Raw genomic sequence first — 19,344 nt, 5'->3', positions numbered from 1 at the left:
ATTCAACTACCTTCCTCTTGATAATTTGCTAGTTTGTCAATTTCAAATAGCTGATCCTCTTCCAAGTAATGACGTTGTCCGTATGCTTCCACCTGGACAGGCGGCCCATAAACTTTACGAATATAAAGTTTACCTCCATTGATTTCTGTGATCATTTTTCTTTGTCGATAATAAAATGGAAATTTAAGATAGGACCAGGACTCAGGGATTTGGGGATCGAAATGAATGGTGTTCTCTCTAAATTGCATGTTGAGAAAACTAGAAACCGCTAACCAAAGAGCTCCTAGAGATGCCCCGTGAATGCCTTCATCTGATGATTTCGGGTTCGGACCAAGATCGATTAGGCACGCTTCTTGAAATAACTGATAAGCTCGCTCATTCTCCCCGCTTCGCATCGCTATTATGGAATGGATCGCTTTACTTAAGGAAGAGTCGTGAATCGTTCTTTCCTCATAATAGCGATAATTTCTTTTCATAACGTCTTGAGAAAATAGGTGTGGGAAAAGGTATAACAGCATCACCACATCAGCTTGTTTCAGAACTTGCATTTCATTAACTTCTTCTCTGGAATAATCAAGTAAAATCGACTGACTACCTTGAGTTTGTTTATACTTTGTCAGGTCAATCGCAGGCTTGTTCAAGAATGTGTCATCCTGAGGGATCAGCTTATCCTCATTAACCTGGGGCAAATATAACCGATCAAGAGCGTCTTCGATCCTTGCCTTATGCTTTAGGTCCTCTTGATTAAATTGACTCATGTACTCCAGCGTTTCTTGCAGCACATAATGTACCATGTAATTAGTGTAAGCATTATTATCAATAAACTCCGTATACTCATCTGGGCCGATCACATTCAGAATATGGAATTGACCGTTTCTTTCCACAGTCCGACTTAACCAGTATTCACTGACTTCCTTTAGAAGTTCTAACCCTTTCTCCCTCATAAACCTCTTGTCATCCGTGACTTTATAATAGTGCAGAGCAGCAAACGCAATATCAGCGACTATATGATGTTCTGCAAGTGCGGAAGCAACTTTCTGTCTTTTTCCAGTCTTAATATTGATAGCTGCATATTCAGGCGTTTCCTCTTTCCCTGTCCGTGCACTTTCCCAAGGAAACTGGACACCTTTATACCCCTTCTGAGCCGCTAACTCCTTGGCAGGAAATAATCGATTGTACCTGTACTCTAAGAGAGATTTTGCTGTTTCCGGTTCGTTGTACAAATGGTAAGGAAGCATAAAAATTTCAGTATCCCAGAAAACATGCCCTTTGTACCCTTCTCCCGTTAAACCCTTGGCTGCCATACTAAGGTTATTATTATGTTTGGGTGTCAAGATTTGTAAGTGATATTGGGCAAAATCTATAGCAAGCTGGTCCATTGCATTCGGTGAATGAATTTCAATTCTTTGTTCATTCCAAAACTTGCCCCATGCATTCACCGAAGACTTGCGAATTTTGTCATATCCAAGATCAGCTAGCTCTTTTACTTTTTCTAATCCCAGATGCGGAAGAGCTTTTTCTTCTTCGTCCAAACTTGTATAAACCGAAATGAATTTCTCTATCGTAAATGGCTCTGCTTCTCTCAGACTGGTAACAGCCTCACCTATTAACTGGCGATTTTTCGCAACATAATTCACGTTACAGGTATGCGAATACCTACATGCAGCAGATAAAACGATGGATTGGTTGGAACGAGTGGTTTTATAAACCCCTTGCATGTATTGTTCATCATAAACCCTTACGTTTTCTTCCTTTAAATGCTGTCGGCCATGGTTCGTTTGTTGAGCATCTATGCCAGTTCGTATGGATAGATGGACAGGCTTATTTAAACTTGTGAGTGTAATTCTAGAAGCCATTGCATGCTGGTCATGTTTGGCTACCAATCTATGAAAGGAAAGTTGCAATTGAAGTCCACACTCGCTTTTCCAGAGATAGTCATGAGTGATTTCCCCTCTATCCATATGCAAAGTTCGTTGATAATCAGTGATTTTTCCACATAGAGACGAAAACGGCCTTCCATCTATTTCAATTTCCACTCCCAGTACATCTGGTAGATTTACAATCTCCTCAGGCTCTTCCTCATTCGTATTGTTGTAGATCCCCGCGATGAAAAAACCCCTTCTTTGGATGGGCAGGTTTTCCTCATGGACTCCTCTGACACCCATGTAACCATTGCCGAGGGTCATAAGCGTACCGAATTTATTTAACTTCTGCAGATTAAAACTCTCTTCTGATAGTTTTAAATTCTTCATATATAAATGCTCTCTCCCAGCTCTGCTGATTTATAAAGCGACTCTATGAGAGTTTGGATTCTGTATCCTTCTTCCCCACTAGCAATAACTTCCTCAGCGGAGCCTCTGCATGTCCTCACGAAAGAGTGTATAGCTCTTCTTTCAGCTTGATCTTCTACCATTTCCTCATCCACCAAGGTGACAAATTCACCTTTATGGTCCGTATAGATTTCCAACGGATACAAGGTCGCTCCAGCTTGATCTCCATGAAATTCAGCATTCAGCTGTTTGGTTTCTTTTATGTTTAAAGCGAATGATGTACTAATTTGTATTAATCCCCCATTGGATAGTTCAATAAATCCGAAAAAAGAATCCTCGACCTCATATTTCTCAGGGTCCCATTGACCGAACGAGCCTTCGGATTTGTAAGGACCAATCTTCTTAAACATCTTCCCTGTTACCTTGTGCACTTTTGGAAAGCCCAAAATATAAAAAGCTGTGTCCAACATATGTATGCCAATATCAATTAACGGACCGCCTCCCTGGAGATCCTTATTAATAAAGCTGCCCCAGCCCGGGACTCCGGACCTCCGAAGAGCAGATAGATTAACGTGATACACATCCCCAAGCCTGCCCTGGCAATATTCCTCTCGAAGTCTTCTCGCCTCTAAAGAAAAACGGTGCTGGAAATTATAAGAAAGAATTAAGCCTTTACGTTCTGCTAATTCCATCACTTCTTTGGCATCTTGGGCCAAGATGCTTGGAGGCTTTTCACATAGCACGTGACATCCTGCCTCAAGGGCAGAGGTCACGTGTTCATAATGAAATTTGTTGGGAGTGCACACACTTACCAAATCAGGCTTCTCCTTCTTCAGTAATTCATGAATATCACCGTAATAACCGGGAATATTATTTTTTAAAGCAAATTGGCGGGCATTCTCCTTGTTGCTGTTCAAGACGGCTACAATTTCAACACCTTCTATTTCTAAATAGCTTGGGATGTGTTTGGTTTCAGCAACCTGACCTCCCCCGATAATGGCAACTTTAGTATTAGCCACGCCTTTCCCTCCCCTGGTTCTTATAGTATCGATTGCAGAAAATCGATCGAACGCTTGTATTCTTCCTCAGGATTCTCACCTCTTACACGGCATTCAATCGTTAAGAAACCCTGATATCCATTCTCTTTCAATTGTTCAAAACATTGACGAAAATTAATGGATCCACTCCCCGGCTGATGGCGATGATTATCCGCCAGATGTATGTGAGTCATGAGATCCTTATGTGCTTTCAAGGACTCCACCAAGTTGTCTTCTTCAATATTCATATGGTAAAAATCACCGATGATTTTTGTGTTTCTTAGCTTATTTTGTTCAATATATTCTCTCGCCGTTTCTACTTTATTGATCATGTGATCCTGATAGCGGTTTAAGGGCTCTAGAAATACGGTGGTTTCCGTTTCTCGGGCGACCTTATCCAACTGAACAAGTGAATCACTCACTACTCGCCAGTCCTCTTCTTGACTTCTTGGTGCTTCCATCGGAGGCAGTCTATAAGTAAACATCCCCCAGGCTGCAGGTACTACAATCCCTTCTCCACCCACATACTGGAGTGACTGTAATATCTCCGTGATTTCGCGTAGTCCGTTTTGCCTTTTGGCTTCAGAGAAATCCCCGATCCATCCGTGGTAACCGCCACAAGCTGCATGAACACCAATACCTGTCTTTTGAATAGCCTGCTTAATTTCGTCTTTATTCTCTACTAACAACTTCCCATCAATCTCAAAAGCCTCAAAGCCTAGACTTTTTATATATTTGAACTTCTCCAGAATATCCTCTGGGAAAAATTCCTGATTTTGTGTAGCTAGTTTCATCAAACCTCTCCTTTGTTAAACATGTTTAACTCCCATTTTTATACTTAGCTCAGGTGATTGATCCACATATTTCATGTAGGCTTCTGCACTGGTTGCAAATGGAACGACTGGATCGATTATTTTTTCACAGTTTAAATGTCCGTTCATCAATAACTGCCAGCAAGTCCTCTCCAACCGCTTCCGATTCCAACGAGGATAATCACGATTAGGTTCGCTTGCCGCTCTTGAGAAAACCAGGTTGGCATTATTGAAATGTGCTTCTCTTCCAAAATTCAATCCTGCAGGGAAAGGTTTCGCAAAGGCAATATAAGCAATTGTTCCGGCGTACCCTATTCCTTTCAATGCATCCTGCAAAGCACTGCCAATTCCACTGGTTTCAATCCAGACGTCCACTCCTTGTTTATCCGTGGCTTTTTTCACCTCATAACCTGCATCCATTGAAACCGGGTCTAAGCACAGATCAGCCCCACCGGCTTCAGCTATTTCTCTTCTATTTTCTATTGGATCAACCCCGATTACTAAGCTTGCTCCCAGTCTCTCAACTAATTGAATAGCGAGTTGACCGATGGCTCCCAGTCCTGAAATGGCAACCGTGTCTCCCGGACGAACGTGAGAATCTCTCACTGCACCTAAGGCAAATTGGAGAGGGTCATAACAGACAGCATTTTGCCACTTTCCACCCTCAGGCATTTTCAGCAATCTGTGGTTATTGATTCCGTTTACGACTACATAGTCTGAGATAGGTCCATAAGTACAGACCCGCTCTCCTAAAGAATAGCCTGATACTTGTTCTCCCATTTCTACAATTTTTCCAACGATCATGTTCCCAAGCTGAAATTCTCCAAATACAATCCCTTTCTCCTCCGGATTTTTTCTTGGCACAAAACTTCTCCATTCTTCCGAAAACTCTTCATCCATGAAAGGAGTAATCCCTCTAAAATCAACTACCTCCGTACCATGCTTCGGAGCTGAAAATTCAACTTCTATCTTTACTTCGTCAGCGTTCATTTCGACCGTCTCAAGATTTAAAAGTTCTGCTTTTCTTGGTTCTGTAGCCACAAGTGTTTTTATAAATTCACTCATCCTTTAACTCCTCCATCCGTTGTATTTCCTTTAATTAAACTTTCAGATATTGCATACATGATCACCACTGGTATCGCTGTTACAATGGACGCTGCCATCATTCTCCCCCACACATAGTCCGGTGTACTGAACAAGGAGTATAACCCTACTGGAAGTGTGAAGTTCTCAGAGCTCGAGAAGAATATAGAAGCGAACAGAAAATCATTCCACGCAACCATGAAACAATAGACAAAAACAGAAACTAACCCCGCAAAGGATAGCGGAATGATAATGTAAAAAATAACTTTCACTCGATTTAATCCATCAATCTTCGCGGCTTCCTCCAGATCTTTAGGTATCGTTTCAAAATAACTGTTGAGCATTAAAATCGCGGTGGGAAGGGTCTGGACAATCATAATTATTATCAGAGAGGTTCTGGTATCATAAAGTCCAAATCCCGAAATCAGCTTAAACAGAGGAACAATCAGCAAAATCCCCGAAAACATATAGACCATGTAAAAACTGGCGTTGATCTGAATTCTCCACCTGAAATTTAACCTTGAAAGCGCATATGCCCCAAATATGGCAATCCCTACTGATATAAGAGAAGCTGTTAAGGAGACCATAAAACTATTTTGTAAATAGGTTAAGTAAGGAAAAATATCCGGATTAAAAATGTCTACAAAATGTCTCAGAGTCCATTGTTCGGGAAAGAAAGTCGGATTAGTAGCTATTGCTTCCTCCGAACTTTTAAATGCCGTCATCAACATGATGAAGAATGGAAATAAACATATGAACAATAACAGCACCATTCCAAAATAGAAAAAAACTCGTTTTAGCATTTTATCTGATTTAGTATTAACTGCTGGCATTTAGATTCACCCGCTTCCTGACTACAATAATTAGTGTGCAGATGATACAGAATAAAATCACTGAAATTGCTGAAGCTTTACCTAAATCATTAAAAGCAAAGGCTGTTTCATAGAGATAGATGCCCAGAACATTTACTTTGTTTGTCAGCAAGTACACATCTTCAAACATGTAAAACATCCAAATCGTTCTTAACGTAATCACCGTCATCATGACGGGCATAATAGCTGGCAAAGTCACGGCTTTGAATTTCTGCCATATGTTCGCCCCATCCATTTCTGCCGCTTCATACAAAGTAGGTGAAATCGTCTGAAGAATAGCTAAAAAGGCAATAAAGGCATAAGGGAAATATCTCCATATAGCAAACAAAACGACTAAAATAAAACTACTTGTCGGGTTATCAAACCAAAGGGGAGCTCTGTCAAAAATATGTAGAATGTCTCTACCAATGTAATTAATAATCCCGTATCCATTATTAAACATATACTTCCAAGCAAAAATAAGTGAAATGGAAGGCGTAACATAAGATAAAATAATTAGAGAACGAGCAAGCTTTCTGAATTTAAAGGGCCTATTAAATAAAATCGCTACATATAGACCTAGTGCTGTACTACCTGCAACGACCAACAAGGTATAAAGAAGGGTAATCCCGAGAGATTTATAAAATTCTGCATCTCCTAATGTCTCCGAGAAATTTTCAAACCCAATAAACTCAGAAGGCAGATTAGGGTTAATCGACTGTTGAAAAAAACTGATGTAGAAGTTGGATAACATCGGGTAGCCTATTAACAATAATATTAAGAGCGCACTAGGCAGCAATAATATGAATGCCAATTTTCCATCTGATGTTTCGCGTTTAGCTTTAAACATAGCTCATGCCTTCCTTTCTACTCTTAAGAAATAATGAAGCTGCAGAATAATAATCCCTACTCTGCAGCATTTATTTTTAAATTCACGCTTAATCTACTACTTTATCCAGCTGATCTTCAGCGGTTTGCATGGACTCTTCTACACTAGCCCCACCGACCACTGCATCATTAATCATCATTGGGATAGCATTTGAGCTGGTAATGTCCCCCATCTTCACATAGTTTTTATCATCGACCAGACCAAATACTTGGATTTCATTGAACGATTCAGCAATTTCTGTAGGTAAGTCACCGAAAGCTTGAATAACTTCATTTGATTGATAAGTTTCATTTTCTACTACATTTTTACTTACCGGCTGAGCTCCGCCAGGAGACATTAACACATACTCTGTAGCATTCTCCCCTTCAGAAAGAAATTCAATAAAGGTTTGAGCGGCTTCTTTTTGTTTGTCTTCCAGTCCGGCAGGAATCGTAAGGGAGCTTGCTGTTCCATATACAGCTTCCTGTTCTTCATTAGGGATGGCGTAACCTAAGTTCTCCGCTTTACCTGCTTCGTACACCGCTGGCAGAAGATAAGTGGAATACATCGCCATAGGAGCCGTTCCGTTCATAAAGGCATCCCTTACTTCTGTTACATCATTCGATCCAGGCATCGTGTATTGTGCCAAGTCTTTATAAAATGATAATGCCTCTCGCATTTCAGGGGTATCCAAAGTAATTTCCCCTTCTGAGTTCAGTATGTTCGCATTATTAGATAGAGCGAATTGAGAGAAAGCTTGTTCAGAGAAAGTGTTTTCCACAGTTGGCAGAGCGATTCCATATTCTTGATTTTCAACATCCGTAAATGCTTCCGCTACTTCTCTTACTTCCTCCCAGCTTTTAGGTTCCTCAAAGCCTTTAGATGCTAACATTTCTTTATCGTACCAAATGCCTTGTACCCAACCACTGATAGGTACGCCTCTGTAGCTTTCCCCGTCTTCTGTTCTGACGAGCTTAAGCGCCCCTTCATAGTAGTTATCTTCTCCAATGTTCCCAATTACTTCATTAATAGCTTCAGTATCAATTAGAGCATCTTTATCCATTACTTTCGCATACTCCTGTCCTACTTCAATTACTTCTGGAAGTTCCCCGGATTGAGCAAGAGTTACAATTTTTGTGGTAAGGTTACTTTCTTCTACAACAACAGGGTCAATGGTAATGTCAGGATTTTCTTCTTCAAATTTACTAATTAACCCGTTAATCACATCCAGACGTTCCTGCTCGACAGATGTATGCATAAATTCAATCGTTACACTCTTGCCCTCGCCCCCTCCGGATTGACTAGAACAACCAATAAGTACCACAGATAACATCAACCCTACAATTAGCCCACGCAGTTTCGAATTCTTCATTTTACCCCTCCTGTTATTTATCCTGCTCCCATGTTCCTCTTTTTTGTACACAAACGGAATTTTTACATTTTAGGGAGCGCTCCCAAAATGAGATTAAAAAATATGATAGCGCTGCCATTTGTTGAAATCATATTATACTATGAGATATGTGTCAACTTAATTATCGAAATAATCCTGATTATAAAAGGGATCCTCATTACTAATAAAATAATTAAGATCCATAATTTTCTATAAAAAGAAAGATAAATCGAATGAATAGTAGTGACATCTGACAGGGGATTTGATAAGATGAAATGGAACCGGTACCAAAAGAGGTGAATATATGAAACCAAACATTTATGATATAGCTAAAGCAGCAAATGTTTCAAAATCTACCGTTTCCAGAGTGTTAAATAATAATCCGAATATATCAGCCAAGGCTAAGGAAAAAGTCCAAAAAGCGATTAAGGAGCTCAATTATCAGCCAAGTAAAGTGGCACGTGGTCTGTCTGCTGGATTTGATGCTATTCTTGTGGTCTCTCGGTCCACCAACACTACCAAAAATAATCCTTTTTTTTCTGAAATCCTTCATATTATTTCGCAGTTTTCAGAAGAACAGGATTATGATGTATTGCTGCAAACTTCTCAGAACGATGTTGAAGAATTAAAGCGATGTATAGCTAAAACAGCTTCGAAAATAGTAAAGGGAATCATTATGTTGAGCTCCCCATCTGACGAAGAATACTTTAAAGAAATCGATAAATTCAATATACCCACCATAGTAATTGGTAAAGTGATTGGTGAGCATAAGAATATTTATTCTGTAGATACCAATAACTTTCTAGATAGTTACAACCTAGTTCAATACATGATAGATCTTGGCCATAAGGATATCGCCTGCTTATACTCACCACAGGAATATAACGTTTCCATTGATCGACTAGAGGGATATAAACAATGCTTAGCGGACAACCAGCTTTCCATCAATGAGAAGCTCATGGTTAATTGCGGCTTCACCATGAATGAAGCCTATAGCAATTCTCAGGGCTTGTTTGAATTGGAGAAATTACCCTCTGCGATATTTGCAACTGATGATTTGAAGCTCCTCAGTCTATATAAGAACTTGGATGAGCGTAACATCTCTACCCCGTCAGACATTTTAATTGGCGGTTACAGCAATACAGAAATTACGTCATTTCTATTTCCTTCCATCATTCAAATTGAGAATCCTACGTTTGAACTTGGGAAAACAGCGACCAAGCATTTGTTTAGAGCTATTAATGGCGAGGATAGCTTGGAACGTAACATCATTATCCCAACCCATCGAATTGTCCAGGGTTCCAAGTATAAAACACAGGTATAAGTTAACTTTTAAAACAGAAAACAAGATCTTATAGATAAACCTAACTAGAATTCCAAAAAACCGCCGTAGATGGATGATAATTCTTCTACGGCGGTTTTCGTTTATGTATGAAGCATTATAGTTTTCTCTCTATTTTAACCGAGTATTGATTATTCTGTCTTATTATAAAGAAATGCTTATACTCCTCCATATGCGGAGTCTTATGTCCAACCATATTTGATTACTAATCCCCTCTGAACAGATTAAGTCTTTTGGGGAAAGTATAAGATGCTGAACACAATTAATATTTCTATCCATAGATAAGCCTCTCAAAAGTTCTGAAACTAATGAGAGGCTAACTAAAATATAACATTTGGTCTTTTTGAATGACAAAAAGTATGTCAATCAGGGTTTAAACCAGGCAACAAAACCCTTCATATCAGGGTTTTGGGCGTTATTACATTATGCCGCCCATGGATTCACCTCAGTAAATAGAGGAAAATAAGGTACAATTTAATTGCCAATAACCCATTTCCTTAAGTCCTAGACCAATCCATATCTAATCGGTAATCAAGCTAAATGAACAATAGTATGTCAAAAAGTATGTCATTAATATTTATTACATGATGAGCCTGTGAATAAAGTACTTCACTTAATAGCCCCTATATTTCTACACCTTATAAGCCTTATTATTTTGCCTCTCCAGTACTCGACTACTAAGCGAATAACAACCTTCTGTTCTATACTTGTGAAGTGTTGATTTGATGTCTTTTCTTATCATCATTTATTTCCTATCTGGAAGAAAACAAGACGTTATTGTCCGGATATACACATATGGTGAGGCCCATCCATCGAGAAATGCATTTATAAAAATTAATAAAAGGATAACTATTATGGAAGTTTGTGATTGTATCGTAATCATATTTGCTAAAATAAGCAAGACAACCAATTAACAGGAACTTAAAAATCACTTCTAAATTCAATCCACAAATTTAGCTAATAAAATATTTTTTCAGGAGTTCTATATCTTCCTTAATTAGCCAAAACCATTCTCTACCGCATGCTGTTTTTTCTTCAAACAATTCGTAATCCTTTGTGTGCTTCAATAATATGAGTTCCACTCCCACATTCTTCTTTTCCGAATGGTAGAGATTCACCCGAGAGCGAAGACTTTTCGATTTGCCAATTTTATAAACCGGTTTTCCTTTAAGTGTCTTTAACACATAAACAAAACCAGTATTTTCACCATATTTTTCAAGATATGGATTGATAAAACTGAAATTCTTCTTACAGAACTCTCTCCGAAACTCTAACTGCTTTGCTTCTTCAATATTTCCATTTCTTCTGTTAAAATCAATTTTGATCTGCCAGTTGTCCCGGGTTCTCGGTCCAAGTTTTTGTCCTTTCGGCCTAGCCATTCTATATCACCCCACTGTATATTAAATACGGTTTCGTTATTTATTCTCCCTTTGTCTTTAAAATACATAAAGATGAATCATAATTAGTTCGTGAGGACGTAGGGTACTAGGTGTGTACACTTGGGCTTTTTTGTCCCGCAAGTACCGTTCACAAAGTGATAAAGTTCCAAAACATTTTCTGAAGTATTACTCTATAAGTAAATAAACAATGCTTAAAATGGAAAGAATCCGATAATTTTCTTATTTTTTGAAATTTTCATCCTGATAGGTTATTTCTTTAATGTTGAAACCTTCATCTTTATTTAACACAATAACTTCTCTTTCAACAGATAAAACTTGAGTTCCAAGTAATTAAGTAAATATTTAGGGGATTAGATACGAACTTCGATATCGTTCGCTTTCAGGTGATAATTAGTTAGAATTTGGATTCGTTCTTCTGAGTCATTCGTAAACCAAAGGATCCCGTCTTCTGCCTCCTCCATCTTGACGTACCCTCCCTTATGATAGTGGAGCATACGGTGGTGATGGGCACATAAAACAATCACATTCTCATAACTATCAAGACTCTTATGGGAGTCATCCTCCACCTCATCCTGCTGTGAAACAGGAATAATATGGTGCACTTCCATATAGTAGGTTCCGTCTTCTTTTTCAATCAACGGAATAAACCCATGCTCGGGATCGTAATCGCACAGTTGACATTTGTGCCCGTATAGTTTTTTCATTTCTCTTGAGAGGCTCGCGCTTCGTTCGATCTTTTGAACGGTCGTCTCCGAACGATCCAATTCACCTTGAATCTTTTTGATCTCGATCAACCTCTCATTGACGCGGATTTTTTCCTCATCACTTTCTATGGCCTCAAGATTTCGTTCCCTGGCGTCCCTTTCCCCCCTTTCATACGTCCGCTCGAATCCCCATTCTTCTAACAGTTCATTGAGCTTCATTCCTTTTTGTACAGCGAGGACATATAGTTGATTGTACAAAGAATCTCGGGAGTCAATATAAACAAGATTGCCCTCACTGACCATTCCTTCCAGTACTCCTATATACCGTTCTTCCACTGTTTGATTGTTTTTTTCAAGATCCTTTTGCCAGTCGTAGGGTTCGTACCTTTCTGGCAAATCCTCTAAATAAAGACGCTCAAAGCCCCAAGAATTCAGAAGCTCCGTCACATTGGACAGCCCCCGACTGCGAGCATGACCTGTGAGATTGTTGTATAAGGGGTCGTAGGTGCTGATATAGACCCCATTCCCTTCCACCTTGTAATGCGAACCTAACTTCTCAACCAGGAAACTTTTTGAAGCATCCATTCGAGTTCGTTGAGTTCTCTTATATCGAAATCCAAAGTGTTCAAAAAACACTTTAAACGTACTGAATCCCCTGTTTCTGGCTAGATTCCTCAAACGGTGATAGGCAGGGTCGTTTGCAGGGATGTGAACGTACCCCTCTTCATTTACAAACCCGCTCAACTCCTCTATAATCGCCTCATCTGGTATTCGGTTGTTAGCGGTTTCGCTATCCTCCACACGAAACCCGAGCATCTCTACATACTCGTAAAACGTTTTTTCGTGCCGACGTGCGCAGTACATTATTTTATTCGTAAGCGGGTCTTCTCTGTTGAACTTAATGATCAGCTCTCCATCATCCCCCCTACGCACCAAAGAGGATTGGGGGATTTTTTCCTTCACCTCGTAATCCACTTCTTCGTATAAATCGTACTGATTTTCAATCAATAGATCGTAGATTTCTTCAGGAAGAGAAAACAAACATTTCACCCGATCGTTGCTCCGACTATACACATACAGCGCAAACTCTCCCACTTTTTGCAAATGCCTGTATAACCTTACAACGATTTCGTCATCATCGTAAATATAATCATTGTTATCAATCATTTGTAGGATAACATCCTCTTCACTTTCACTTAACCTTTCCCTTTGCCACGGCTTCGTTCCATCATCCTCAGCAGACGCCTTTTGATGAATCGCTTGTCTCGAGATGCCGAAGTCGTCCGCCAAATCAGTCAATTTACAAGAGTATTCTTCTTTCAGTTTTCGAAGAGCGTTGTTGTCATAGCGAGAACTCCTCCTATTGACCCCTCTGTTAAATTGAAATCCTAACTCTTTGATATAGGCTTTCGGCTTTTTACCGTGTTCTCTTGCTGCTTTTCCAATCTCTGCATAAAGGGATCGATCCACCTCCTCCATCTTCCCTATAACGTGGCTTGGAAATTCTTTTAACAATTGATAATAAATTCTCTTATCCGTTCCTGTGATCCGATCCACATTCACCCTCCCCTTCACAAGATGTTCGTTCCTTTTTTGTGTTATAGGTTTATTTTACCATGACATTGGCATCGCAGTTCTGCTACTACACAAACACTATCGAAAGTTTCCACACCCAGCTATAATAAACTCCTCTTGTTTCATCCAACAAAAAGGTAACAGGCCTGCATAATTTGAGAAAACGCTTCCCCATTTATTTGATACAATAGAGGATAAAAATGGAAAAATTGCAATGATCCGAAAATTAAGGAGGTAATTGAAATGGATATTGTAAAAGGGACAGAGCTACTCATTCAATTAGGGGGGAATAGACATGGCTAGATGCACGGCTCCAGTAAGGGGACATCAATCAGCGAGTGCCGCAGCCAACTGCCCAGCGTGCGGTGGGGGTTATGGTCGCTATAATAGTGGCTACAGGTCATACTCCTCCCCGTCTTACTCCCCGGACCTGAGAAGTGGGGGCGGTCGAAGTAGCAGCGGAGGTTCCGGTCGCAGTATAAAGCCGCGTTGGTCGGGAACAGGTTCTTCCGTGTTATACACGCCTGAAGAGGTCAGGGCGCTCACACCCATCCGAAATAATGTTGAAGACCTGGCAAAGCGACCTGACCTTCGTGACGTTTTCCTCTGCCATGCGTGGGACGACCGGAAGGGGATCGCCAAGGAATTGCACGATTTGCTTGAGTCACACGGTATCTCCGTCTGGTTCAGCGAAAAGGACGTTAGCCTCGGCTTGCCGTTACTTCGCGCAATAGACAAGGGTCTGGCGAACTCGCGAGTTGGGATTGTGTTGGTAACTCCTGCGCTGTTACGCCGCCTCTCAGCAGAGGGTATCGCCGACAAAGAACTTTCAGTACTCCTCGCTCGCGAGCGTCTCGTTCCAATTGTGCACGACACAACGTATGAAGCTCTCCGTGAAGTCAGTCCCTTGCTAGGATCACGAACCGGTCTGAGCACTGCTGAAGAACCAATAGCAGACGTTGTAACTAAGCTCGCAGAACTGGTCTCCATCTAAGCTCTGTTTGTAAAACCTGGTTTACTATTCAGATGAGGTTGTTTGGAGAATCTGCCGTTAGACGGTTAATTGACTAACGCTATTACACCAAGTCATTGAGCTGGTGATTTAACGTTCTAAAAGCGACTCCAAACTATCTAGGAAAGCGACGTGACTGCTTTCCTAGATAGCTTTAAAATACAAAAGGTTCATCATGTATTTTTTGTAAGAGAGAGTCTGGTGCTATATTTAACAGCGAATACCCGACTACGCTTCACTCGGCACGAGAATTGCAGTAGTACCATGAGGTTTCAGGAAAATAAATGAAGGTAGTGAGATGACGAAGTGGCTGCGGAGACTGCATAGTATATTGTAAACTGGTGAATAAACCAAAAGAGGATTGTGGAAGCGACATGAAAAGGACGCAAGTATACGAATTTATATACCAGTAAAATAATAAGGCTATGAAGGATAAATCAAGTTACATTTGAGCAATAATAGAAGATGTTGTTTGATTAATCATTTCTTTAGTCTTGTCTATATCACGGATACTAAATTCTACAGCAACTAGATTTGCAGATTAAGTACTAAGGTTTGGTCGTGCAATCCAAATCGGTTTGGTATATTTGATTGAGAATTATTGTCCAAGCCTGTTATACCATAGGAGACGCAACCCCTTCAGGATTAACACCCCCTAACAAGATCGATTTGACATCTAAATTGTTTTAGTCTTCAACATTTGCTTGGTAGTTCTTGGATGAAAGGTAGTGTTCAATAGTTTTCAAGTATGTTTTCCAATCATCATAACGCTCTTGGATTTTCTGTTCCAGAATGTAATCAATTTGTTTTTCTTCATTATAGATCCCATTTCGACGCATGTTTTCTAGCCTATTAATATATTGTTGTACTGATATTTCCTTTAATTTCTTTTCACCCTTCTTTAATTCATGTTTTCGCATTAAATATTCTTTAAAATCCATTCCATAATTTCCTCCCTCCCTGTAAATGCTAAACTAAACAGGAAAGATTTTTAAATTGATAGATTTGAACAATTTTTGATCCCCAGTAAGTTCAATACACTTTAAGGGGTGTTCATCTTATTCCAATAAACCTCTTTTTACAATTTCCACTCCGATCATATCTTCTAACTCATATAATTTCCCTACTATATGTTCATTTTCTTCATTTTGTGGAAGGTTTACAAAATAGCCTGTAGCTTGATTTATTTCTTTTTCAAACTGTATAAGTTCATCATCATTTATTTTCTCAAATCGGTTCGGTAGCTCCCTAATTAGTAAATCCAAGTTTTCAGACGTGTATGTATTTTTTTGTTCTGCCATCATACCAACCCTTTCTTATATTTTTCGTTATTTATATATACTATATGCGTTACAGTCGTTTATATCTTCTAAACATTCTTTAATTAACCTCATAACCGAATGGATAAACACACGGAGTCTACCTGTATTGTTCATGAAGTATTGGCTTTATGATCCCTCAACTAGAATATGACATAAAAAAAGGCATTTTAAATGAGATGATTGGTGAACTTGTTAAAAAAGAGATTCCAGAACATGTACAACAAGGGTTAGATTCCATCCGTGTATATGGAAATGAAGGTATTCACCCTGGGGAAATTGATTTAAATGACGACCAAGATACGGTGATATTTTTATTTGAATTAATTAATATCATGGTGGAAGAATTAATCGCGAGGAAGAAGAAGATAAAATCTTTTTATAGCAAATTACCTCCTGGAAAACTAAAAGGAATTAATAAAAGAGATAGAGACAGGAGCTAGGATTAAACCTAACAGGTAATACATGATAAGAATGAGAAAGGACTGTTTACAATTCAGTAATCAGGGGCTTTAGAGCAAGATCAAAAGGAGAATATCCAAAAAGGAACTTGAAATTCAAGTTCCTTTTTGTGAGAGATTTTAGTGTGATTTCTTTGTGCATGTTCTAAGGAAATGGCTATGATGATAGTCGTTAGTTAGTGTTGAGCATCTCGCAGTGGAATGCTAAAAGTAAGATGTCCAGCATCCCGAAAAAGAGAAATTCACTAAACTTAGAAACTTATAAGTTTGTTCTTTTCCAAGTCGGACTAACTGCTGACAAACGTGTCTTTTCATTTAACAAAAGCATCAGTTTACCGTTATTGTCTATAAAAGCTGGCGATGGATCATCTGGTGGAAGCATTACAAAATTAGCTGGGACATACTCATATTCATAGCAGTTTAAAAGTTCAACATTAAGTTGGCTGTCTTTTTTAATTGAGTTGGTTATTAAATTTGCATTTACCAACATCGTTTCAAAATCATTGTGATATTTTAGGTAAAGTGCATTTAAAGGAACTCTTTTAATTTCATTATTTTCTTCTACCGTTAAAGCGTATAACTGGTTGAAACCTAAAGTAATTTCAAACTCTTGGGTAATGAAATTTTTATATATATTGATTGCTACTTTGGGGAGCAACTTAGGTCTGGTTTTATCAAAAGAAAAAGCTTTGCTTTTATTCAAATCTTCGTCTGCAAAAGCTAAATTTTCTATACTACAATTATGAGGATTGTTGTCTAAGTGCTCAATGATAAATTTATTATCTCTCATCTTATCAACTTTTTTCTTACCATACCATATACACATTACTACCTCGTATAGCTTCTTGTACCTTTTGGTGAAAGGGGTGCTACCGGTATAGATATAAGTACGAACTTTATTTTTTATATCTTTATCACTTACGTACCAATTTCTCCCACCAATTATTCTCCAAGATTCTTTAGTATATTCAGTAAAACCATAAACACTACCATCTATGGATTTGAATGTAATTCTTTTTCCATCTTGAAATACATTTAATTTCATATCTAATCCCCTTTAATTAATATCCATATCTAATTATAAAGTAACATCAGGAGAGGTGTTTATTTTAAGCTCTAGTAATCTCTTTTGAATAAACCGAAACAATGTTACCACCTCCTTAATGTCCCTCAATATTAATCCTTTCACAATAGGGCATGTCTCCTGAAAATATTTACAATAGAAGTCATTTTAACTACCACTTAAATAAGCATATCTTGTCGTTGTTTCACTTTTCTATCGGCACAGGCTTTGTATAACCTCGATAGATGCTCCATCAGCATATGAATATTATAATTATGCCTTAATTAATGAAGTATTTCTTTATTATTTCAGCGACTTTTAATTTCCACAGAATTAGATTCCAAATATGCTTATCTCCAACTCATACATATATCCATTTTTTTGAAATTTAACATTGTTAAACAGAACATTTGTTCGTATAATACTTGTAAGGATGGTGATTAGTTTTGAGATTTCCTTGCTACACAACCACGAATCTTGAAGACCTTATAACTCAGTGGTATAAAACTCACAATTTTACAGAACCGACTGATTTAAGTGTTCATAACATTGGATTTGAGAACCAAATCTTTGTCAACTGTAGACCAACTCAAGCTAGTTATATGAAAGTAGGGAAGTTTCAAGAAATTGTTTTAGATAGTCGCCTTCCCCATATTGACCAAAGAGAGCAATTCTTCCATGAGCTTTGTCATGCATTGAGACATGCTGGCCGGCAGTTAATAATGACTAAAGATTTTTATGAGCTTCAAGAAAGAGATGCAAGGCACTTCACTCTATACGCCTCGCTACCCTACCATATGATTAAAAAGTACACGTTAACTGACCCTGAAATCATTGATCTATGGTCTCAAGATTTCAATATTCCGTTAGATGTATGCCAGGAACGACTGGAAAAAATAAAGCGACGTCCTATTGTACCAGTAAAAAGACATTTTATAACTTAGTATTTAGATAGGAGGTAAAATTATGGCATATATAAGAAAAAGAGGTAACAAGTGGTCCTATCAAGTGGAATGGGTAGATCCAGTCACCGGAAAAAGAAAAACAAGGTCTAAGGGTGGTTTCAACAGAAAAACTGATGCAAGAATTGAAGCATTAGAAAGGGAGGTAAGGGAAGGCTCCTATGTTGAAGAGAACAATATCACTTTCAACGAATTCGCAGACGTTTGGCTGAATATCTATGCGAAAAATTCTAAGGTTAGCTCGCATCGCGGACGTACTAAAGAATTGAAGCATTTCAGAAGATATTTATCGAAAATGAAGCTCTCTGATGTTACAAGAAAACACTATCAAGCATTTCTTGATGACCTACACGAAAAAGGATACGCCCACAATACCTTAGACGGGATCCATACTACTGGCCGAATGTTATTTAAAAAGGCGTTAGAATATAACCTTATTAAAACAAACCCAAGTGAATTCGCAAAAATTCCAAAGAGAATTGAAACAGTGGAAGAACTTGAGCAGAATGATGAGATAATAAAGTTTCTAGAGAAGAGTGAACTAATAACTTTTTTAAAAACAGATAAGGAAAGGGATTAGATATAGATTTTATGATGTTCCTCACCCTTGCCTACAGTGGTTTGCGTGTAGGAGAAATGCTGGCACTCAAATGGCCCGATGTGAACTTTAATAATGAGACTATCCGGATTACAAAAACCTATTACAACCCGAATAATAATACAAAGGATTATCAGCTGCTTACTCCTAAAACAAAAGGATCTATACGGACGTTAAAAATGGACAAGCAAGTGATGGGTGAGTTTAAGAAGCATTTAACTTACCAAAAAAAAATAAAAATGGTTCTGAGAGATCAGTATAATGATTTTGGATTTGTCTTCGCAAAAGAGATTAATAACCCTGTTATCCTGATTTTATAAAAACGGTTGAAAATCGTATGAGGCGTTTATTAAAACTAAGTGGCATTGAAAAAAAAGTAACACCACATTCTTTTAGACATACACACACCTCACTCTTAATTGAGGCTGGCGTCGGAACTAAAGAAATTCAACAAAGGTTGGGTCATGGAGACATTAATACCACAATGAATATATATGCTCATATAACAAAGAACATGGAAGAAAAGGCATCAAAAAAGTTCAGTGAACTAATGGAAGGTGCATTAGATTGATATCATAACACAATTATGTAAGCAAT

16 protein-coding genes and 1 pseudogene are annotated in these 19,344 nt (G+C 38.5%); 5 read left to right on the top strand and 12 right to left on the bottom strand.

Annotated elements, in window-relative coordinates:
• Positions 1-2: 2 nt before the first annotated feature.
• The 7 genes from ACTWPX_RS06680 to ACTWPX_RS06650 form a co-directional block, all read right to left on the bottom strand.
• Positions 3-2,252: a glycoside hydrolase family 65 protein gene (locus tag ACTWPX_RS06680; RefSeq protein WP_443119035.1), complete on the bottom strand. Its 2,250-nt coding sequence runs from the start codon at positions 2,250-2,252 to the stop codon at positions 3-5.
• Positions 2,249-3,289 carry a Gfo/Idh/MocA family protein gene (locus ACTWPX_RS06675; RefSeq protein ID WP_443119034.1) on the bottom strand — a complete coding sequence of 347 codons (1,041 nt, stop codon included), beginning with the start codon at positions 3,287-3,289 and terminating at the stop codon, positions 2,249-2,251. The genes ACTWPX_RS06680 and ACTWPX_RS06675 overlap by 4 nt, the downstream gene beginning before the upstream one ends.
• A 20-nt stretch (positions 3,290-3,309) precedes the next feature.
• Entirely contained in the window at positions 3,310-4,101 is a 792-nt protein-coding gene (locus ACTWPX_RS06670) for a sugar phosphate isomerase/epimerase family protein (protein ID WP_443119033.1), read from the bottom strand.
• Between the two features lie 15 nt (positions 4,102-4,116).
• Complete coding sequence (locus ACTWPX_RS06665) at positions 4,117-5,172, bottom strand: zinc-dependent alcohol dehydrogenase (protein ID WP_443119502.1); 1,056 nt, start codon at positions 5,170-5,172, stop codon at positions 4,117-4,119.
• Between the two features lie 8 nt (positions 5,173-5,180).
• Positions 5,181-6,035, bottom strand: coding sequence for a carbohydrate ABC transporter permease (locus ACTWPX_RS06660; RefSeq protein WP_443119032.1), 855 nt, complete (start codon positions 6,033-6,035; stop codon positions 5,181-5,183).
• Positions 6,022-6,903 carry a carbohydrate ABC transporter permease gene (locus ACTWPX_RS06655; protein WP_443119031.1) on the bottom strand — a complete coding sequence of 294 codons (882 nt, stop codon included), beginning with the start codon at positions 6,901-6,903 and terminating at the stop codon, positions 6,022-6,024. Before ACTWPX_RS06655 ends, ACTWPX_RS06660 begins: the two co-directional genes overlap by 14 nt.
• Positions 6,904-6,991: 88 nt before the next feature.
• The gene (locus ACTWPX_RS06650; protein ID WP_443119030.1) at positions 6,992-8,293 is read right to left on the bottom strand and encodes an ABC transporter substrate-binding protein; all 1,302 of its coding nucleotides are present in this window, start codon (positions 8,291-8,293) and stop codon (positions 6,992-6,994) included.
• A gap of 322 nt (positions 8,294-8,615) precedes the next feature.
• Between ACTWPX_RS06650 and ACTWPX_RS06645 the strand changes: the two genes are divergently transcribed.
• On the top strand, positions 8,616-9,635 hold the full coding sequence (locus ACTWPX_RS06645; protein ID WP_443119029.1) for a LacI family DNA-binding transcriptional regulator: 1,020 nt from the start codon (positions 8,616-8,618) through the stop codon (positions 9,633-9,635).
• Between the two features lie 971 nt (positions 9,636-10,606).
• Here ACTWPX_RS06645 and ACTWPX_RS06640 read toward each other — a convergent pair.
• Together ACTWPX_RS06640 and ACTWPX_RS06635 are read right to left on the bottom strand one after the other, a co-directional pair.
• Positions 10,607-11,032, bottom strand: a complete 426-nt coding sequence (locus ACTWPX_RS06640) for a hypothetical protein (RefSeq protein ID WP_443119028.1) — start codon at positions 11,030-11,032, stop codon at positions 10,607-10,609.
• Positions 11,033-11,403: 371 nt separating this feature from the next.
• Positions 11,404-13,314 (bottom strand): HNH endonuclease, encoded by a 1,911-nt coding sequence (locus tag ACTWPX_RS06635; RefSeq protein ID WP_443119027.1) that lies wholly within the window; start codon positions 13,312-13,314, stop codon positions 11,404-11,406.
• 313 nt (positions 13,315-13,627) lie between these two features.
• On the opposite strand from ACTWPX_RS06635, the gene ACTWPX_RS06630 reads away from it, so the two are divergent.
• Positions 13,628-14,326 (top strand): toll/interleukin-1 receptor domain-containing protein, encoded by a 699-nt coding sequence (locus ACTWPX_RS06630; protein WP_443119026.1) that lies wholly within the window; start codon positions 13,628-13,630, stop codon positions 14,324-14,326.
• Positions 14,327-15,030: 704 nt separating this feature from the next.
• Here ACTWPX_RS06630 and ACTWPX_RS06625 read toward each other — a convergent pair.
• Together ACTWPX_RS06625 and ACTWPX_RS06620 are read right to left on the bottom strand one after the other, a co-directional pair.
• Positions 15,031-15,285 (bottom strand): hypothetical protein, encoded by a 255-nt coding sequence (locus ACTWPX_RS06625; protein WP_443119025.1) that lies wholly within the window; start codon positions 15,283-15,285, stop codon positions 15,031-15,033.
• A gap of 117 nt (positions 15,286-15,402) precedes the next feature.
• Positions 15,403-15,645: a hypothetical protein gene (locus ACTWPX_RS06620; RefSeq protein WP_443119024.1), complete on the bottom strand. Its 243-nt coding sequence runs from the start codon at positions 15,643-15,645 to the stop codon at positions 15,403-15,405.
• A 149-nt stretch (positions 15,646-15,794) separates the two neighbouring features.
• Between ACTWPX_RS06620 and ACTWPX_RS06615 the strand changes: the two genes are divergently transcribed.
• Complete coding sequence (locus ACTWPX_RS06615) at positions 15,795-16,106, top strand: DUF4145 domain-containing protein (RefSeq protein WP_443119023.1); 312 nt, start codon at positions 15,795-15,797, stop codon at positions 16,104-16,106.
• A gap of 277 nt (positions 16,107-16,383) precedes the next feature.
• Here ACTWPX_RS06615 and ACTWPX_RS06610 read toward each other — a convergent pair whose 3' ends face one another.
• Positions 16,384-17,169, bottom strand: coding sequence for a hypothetical protein (locus ACTWPX_RS06610; protein WP_443119022.1), 786 nt, complete (start codon positions 17,167-17,169; stop codon positions 16,384-16,386).
• 464 nt (positions 17,170-17,633) lie between these two features.
• On the opposite strand from ACTWPX_RS06610, the gene ACTWPX_RS06605 reads away from it, so the two are divergent.
• Together ACTWPX_RS06605 and ACTWPX_RS06600 are read left to right on the top strand one after the other, a co-directional pair.
• On the top strand, positions 17,634-18,131 hold the full coding sequence (locus ACTWPX_RS06605) for an ImmA/IrrE family metallo-endopeptidase (protein ID WP_443119021.1): 498 nt from the start codon (positions 17,634-17,636) through the stop codon (positions 18,129-18,131).
• 22 nt (positions 18,132-18,153) lie between these two features.
• Positions 18,154-19,318 (top strand): annotated as a pseudogene (locus tag ACTWPX_RS06600) (tyrosine-type recombinase/integrase).
• Positions 19,319-19,344: the final 26 nt, after the last annotated feature.

The organism is Halobacillus sp. H74 (assembly GCF_052246715.1).
In the GTDB taxonomy this organism is placed as follows: Bacteria; Bacillota; Bacilli; order Bacillales; family Halobacillaceae; genus Halobacillus; species Halobacillus litoralis_A.
Note: the sequence above shows the minus strand (reverse complement) of the source record. Positions and strands in the feature narration are given on the sequence as shown.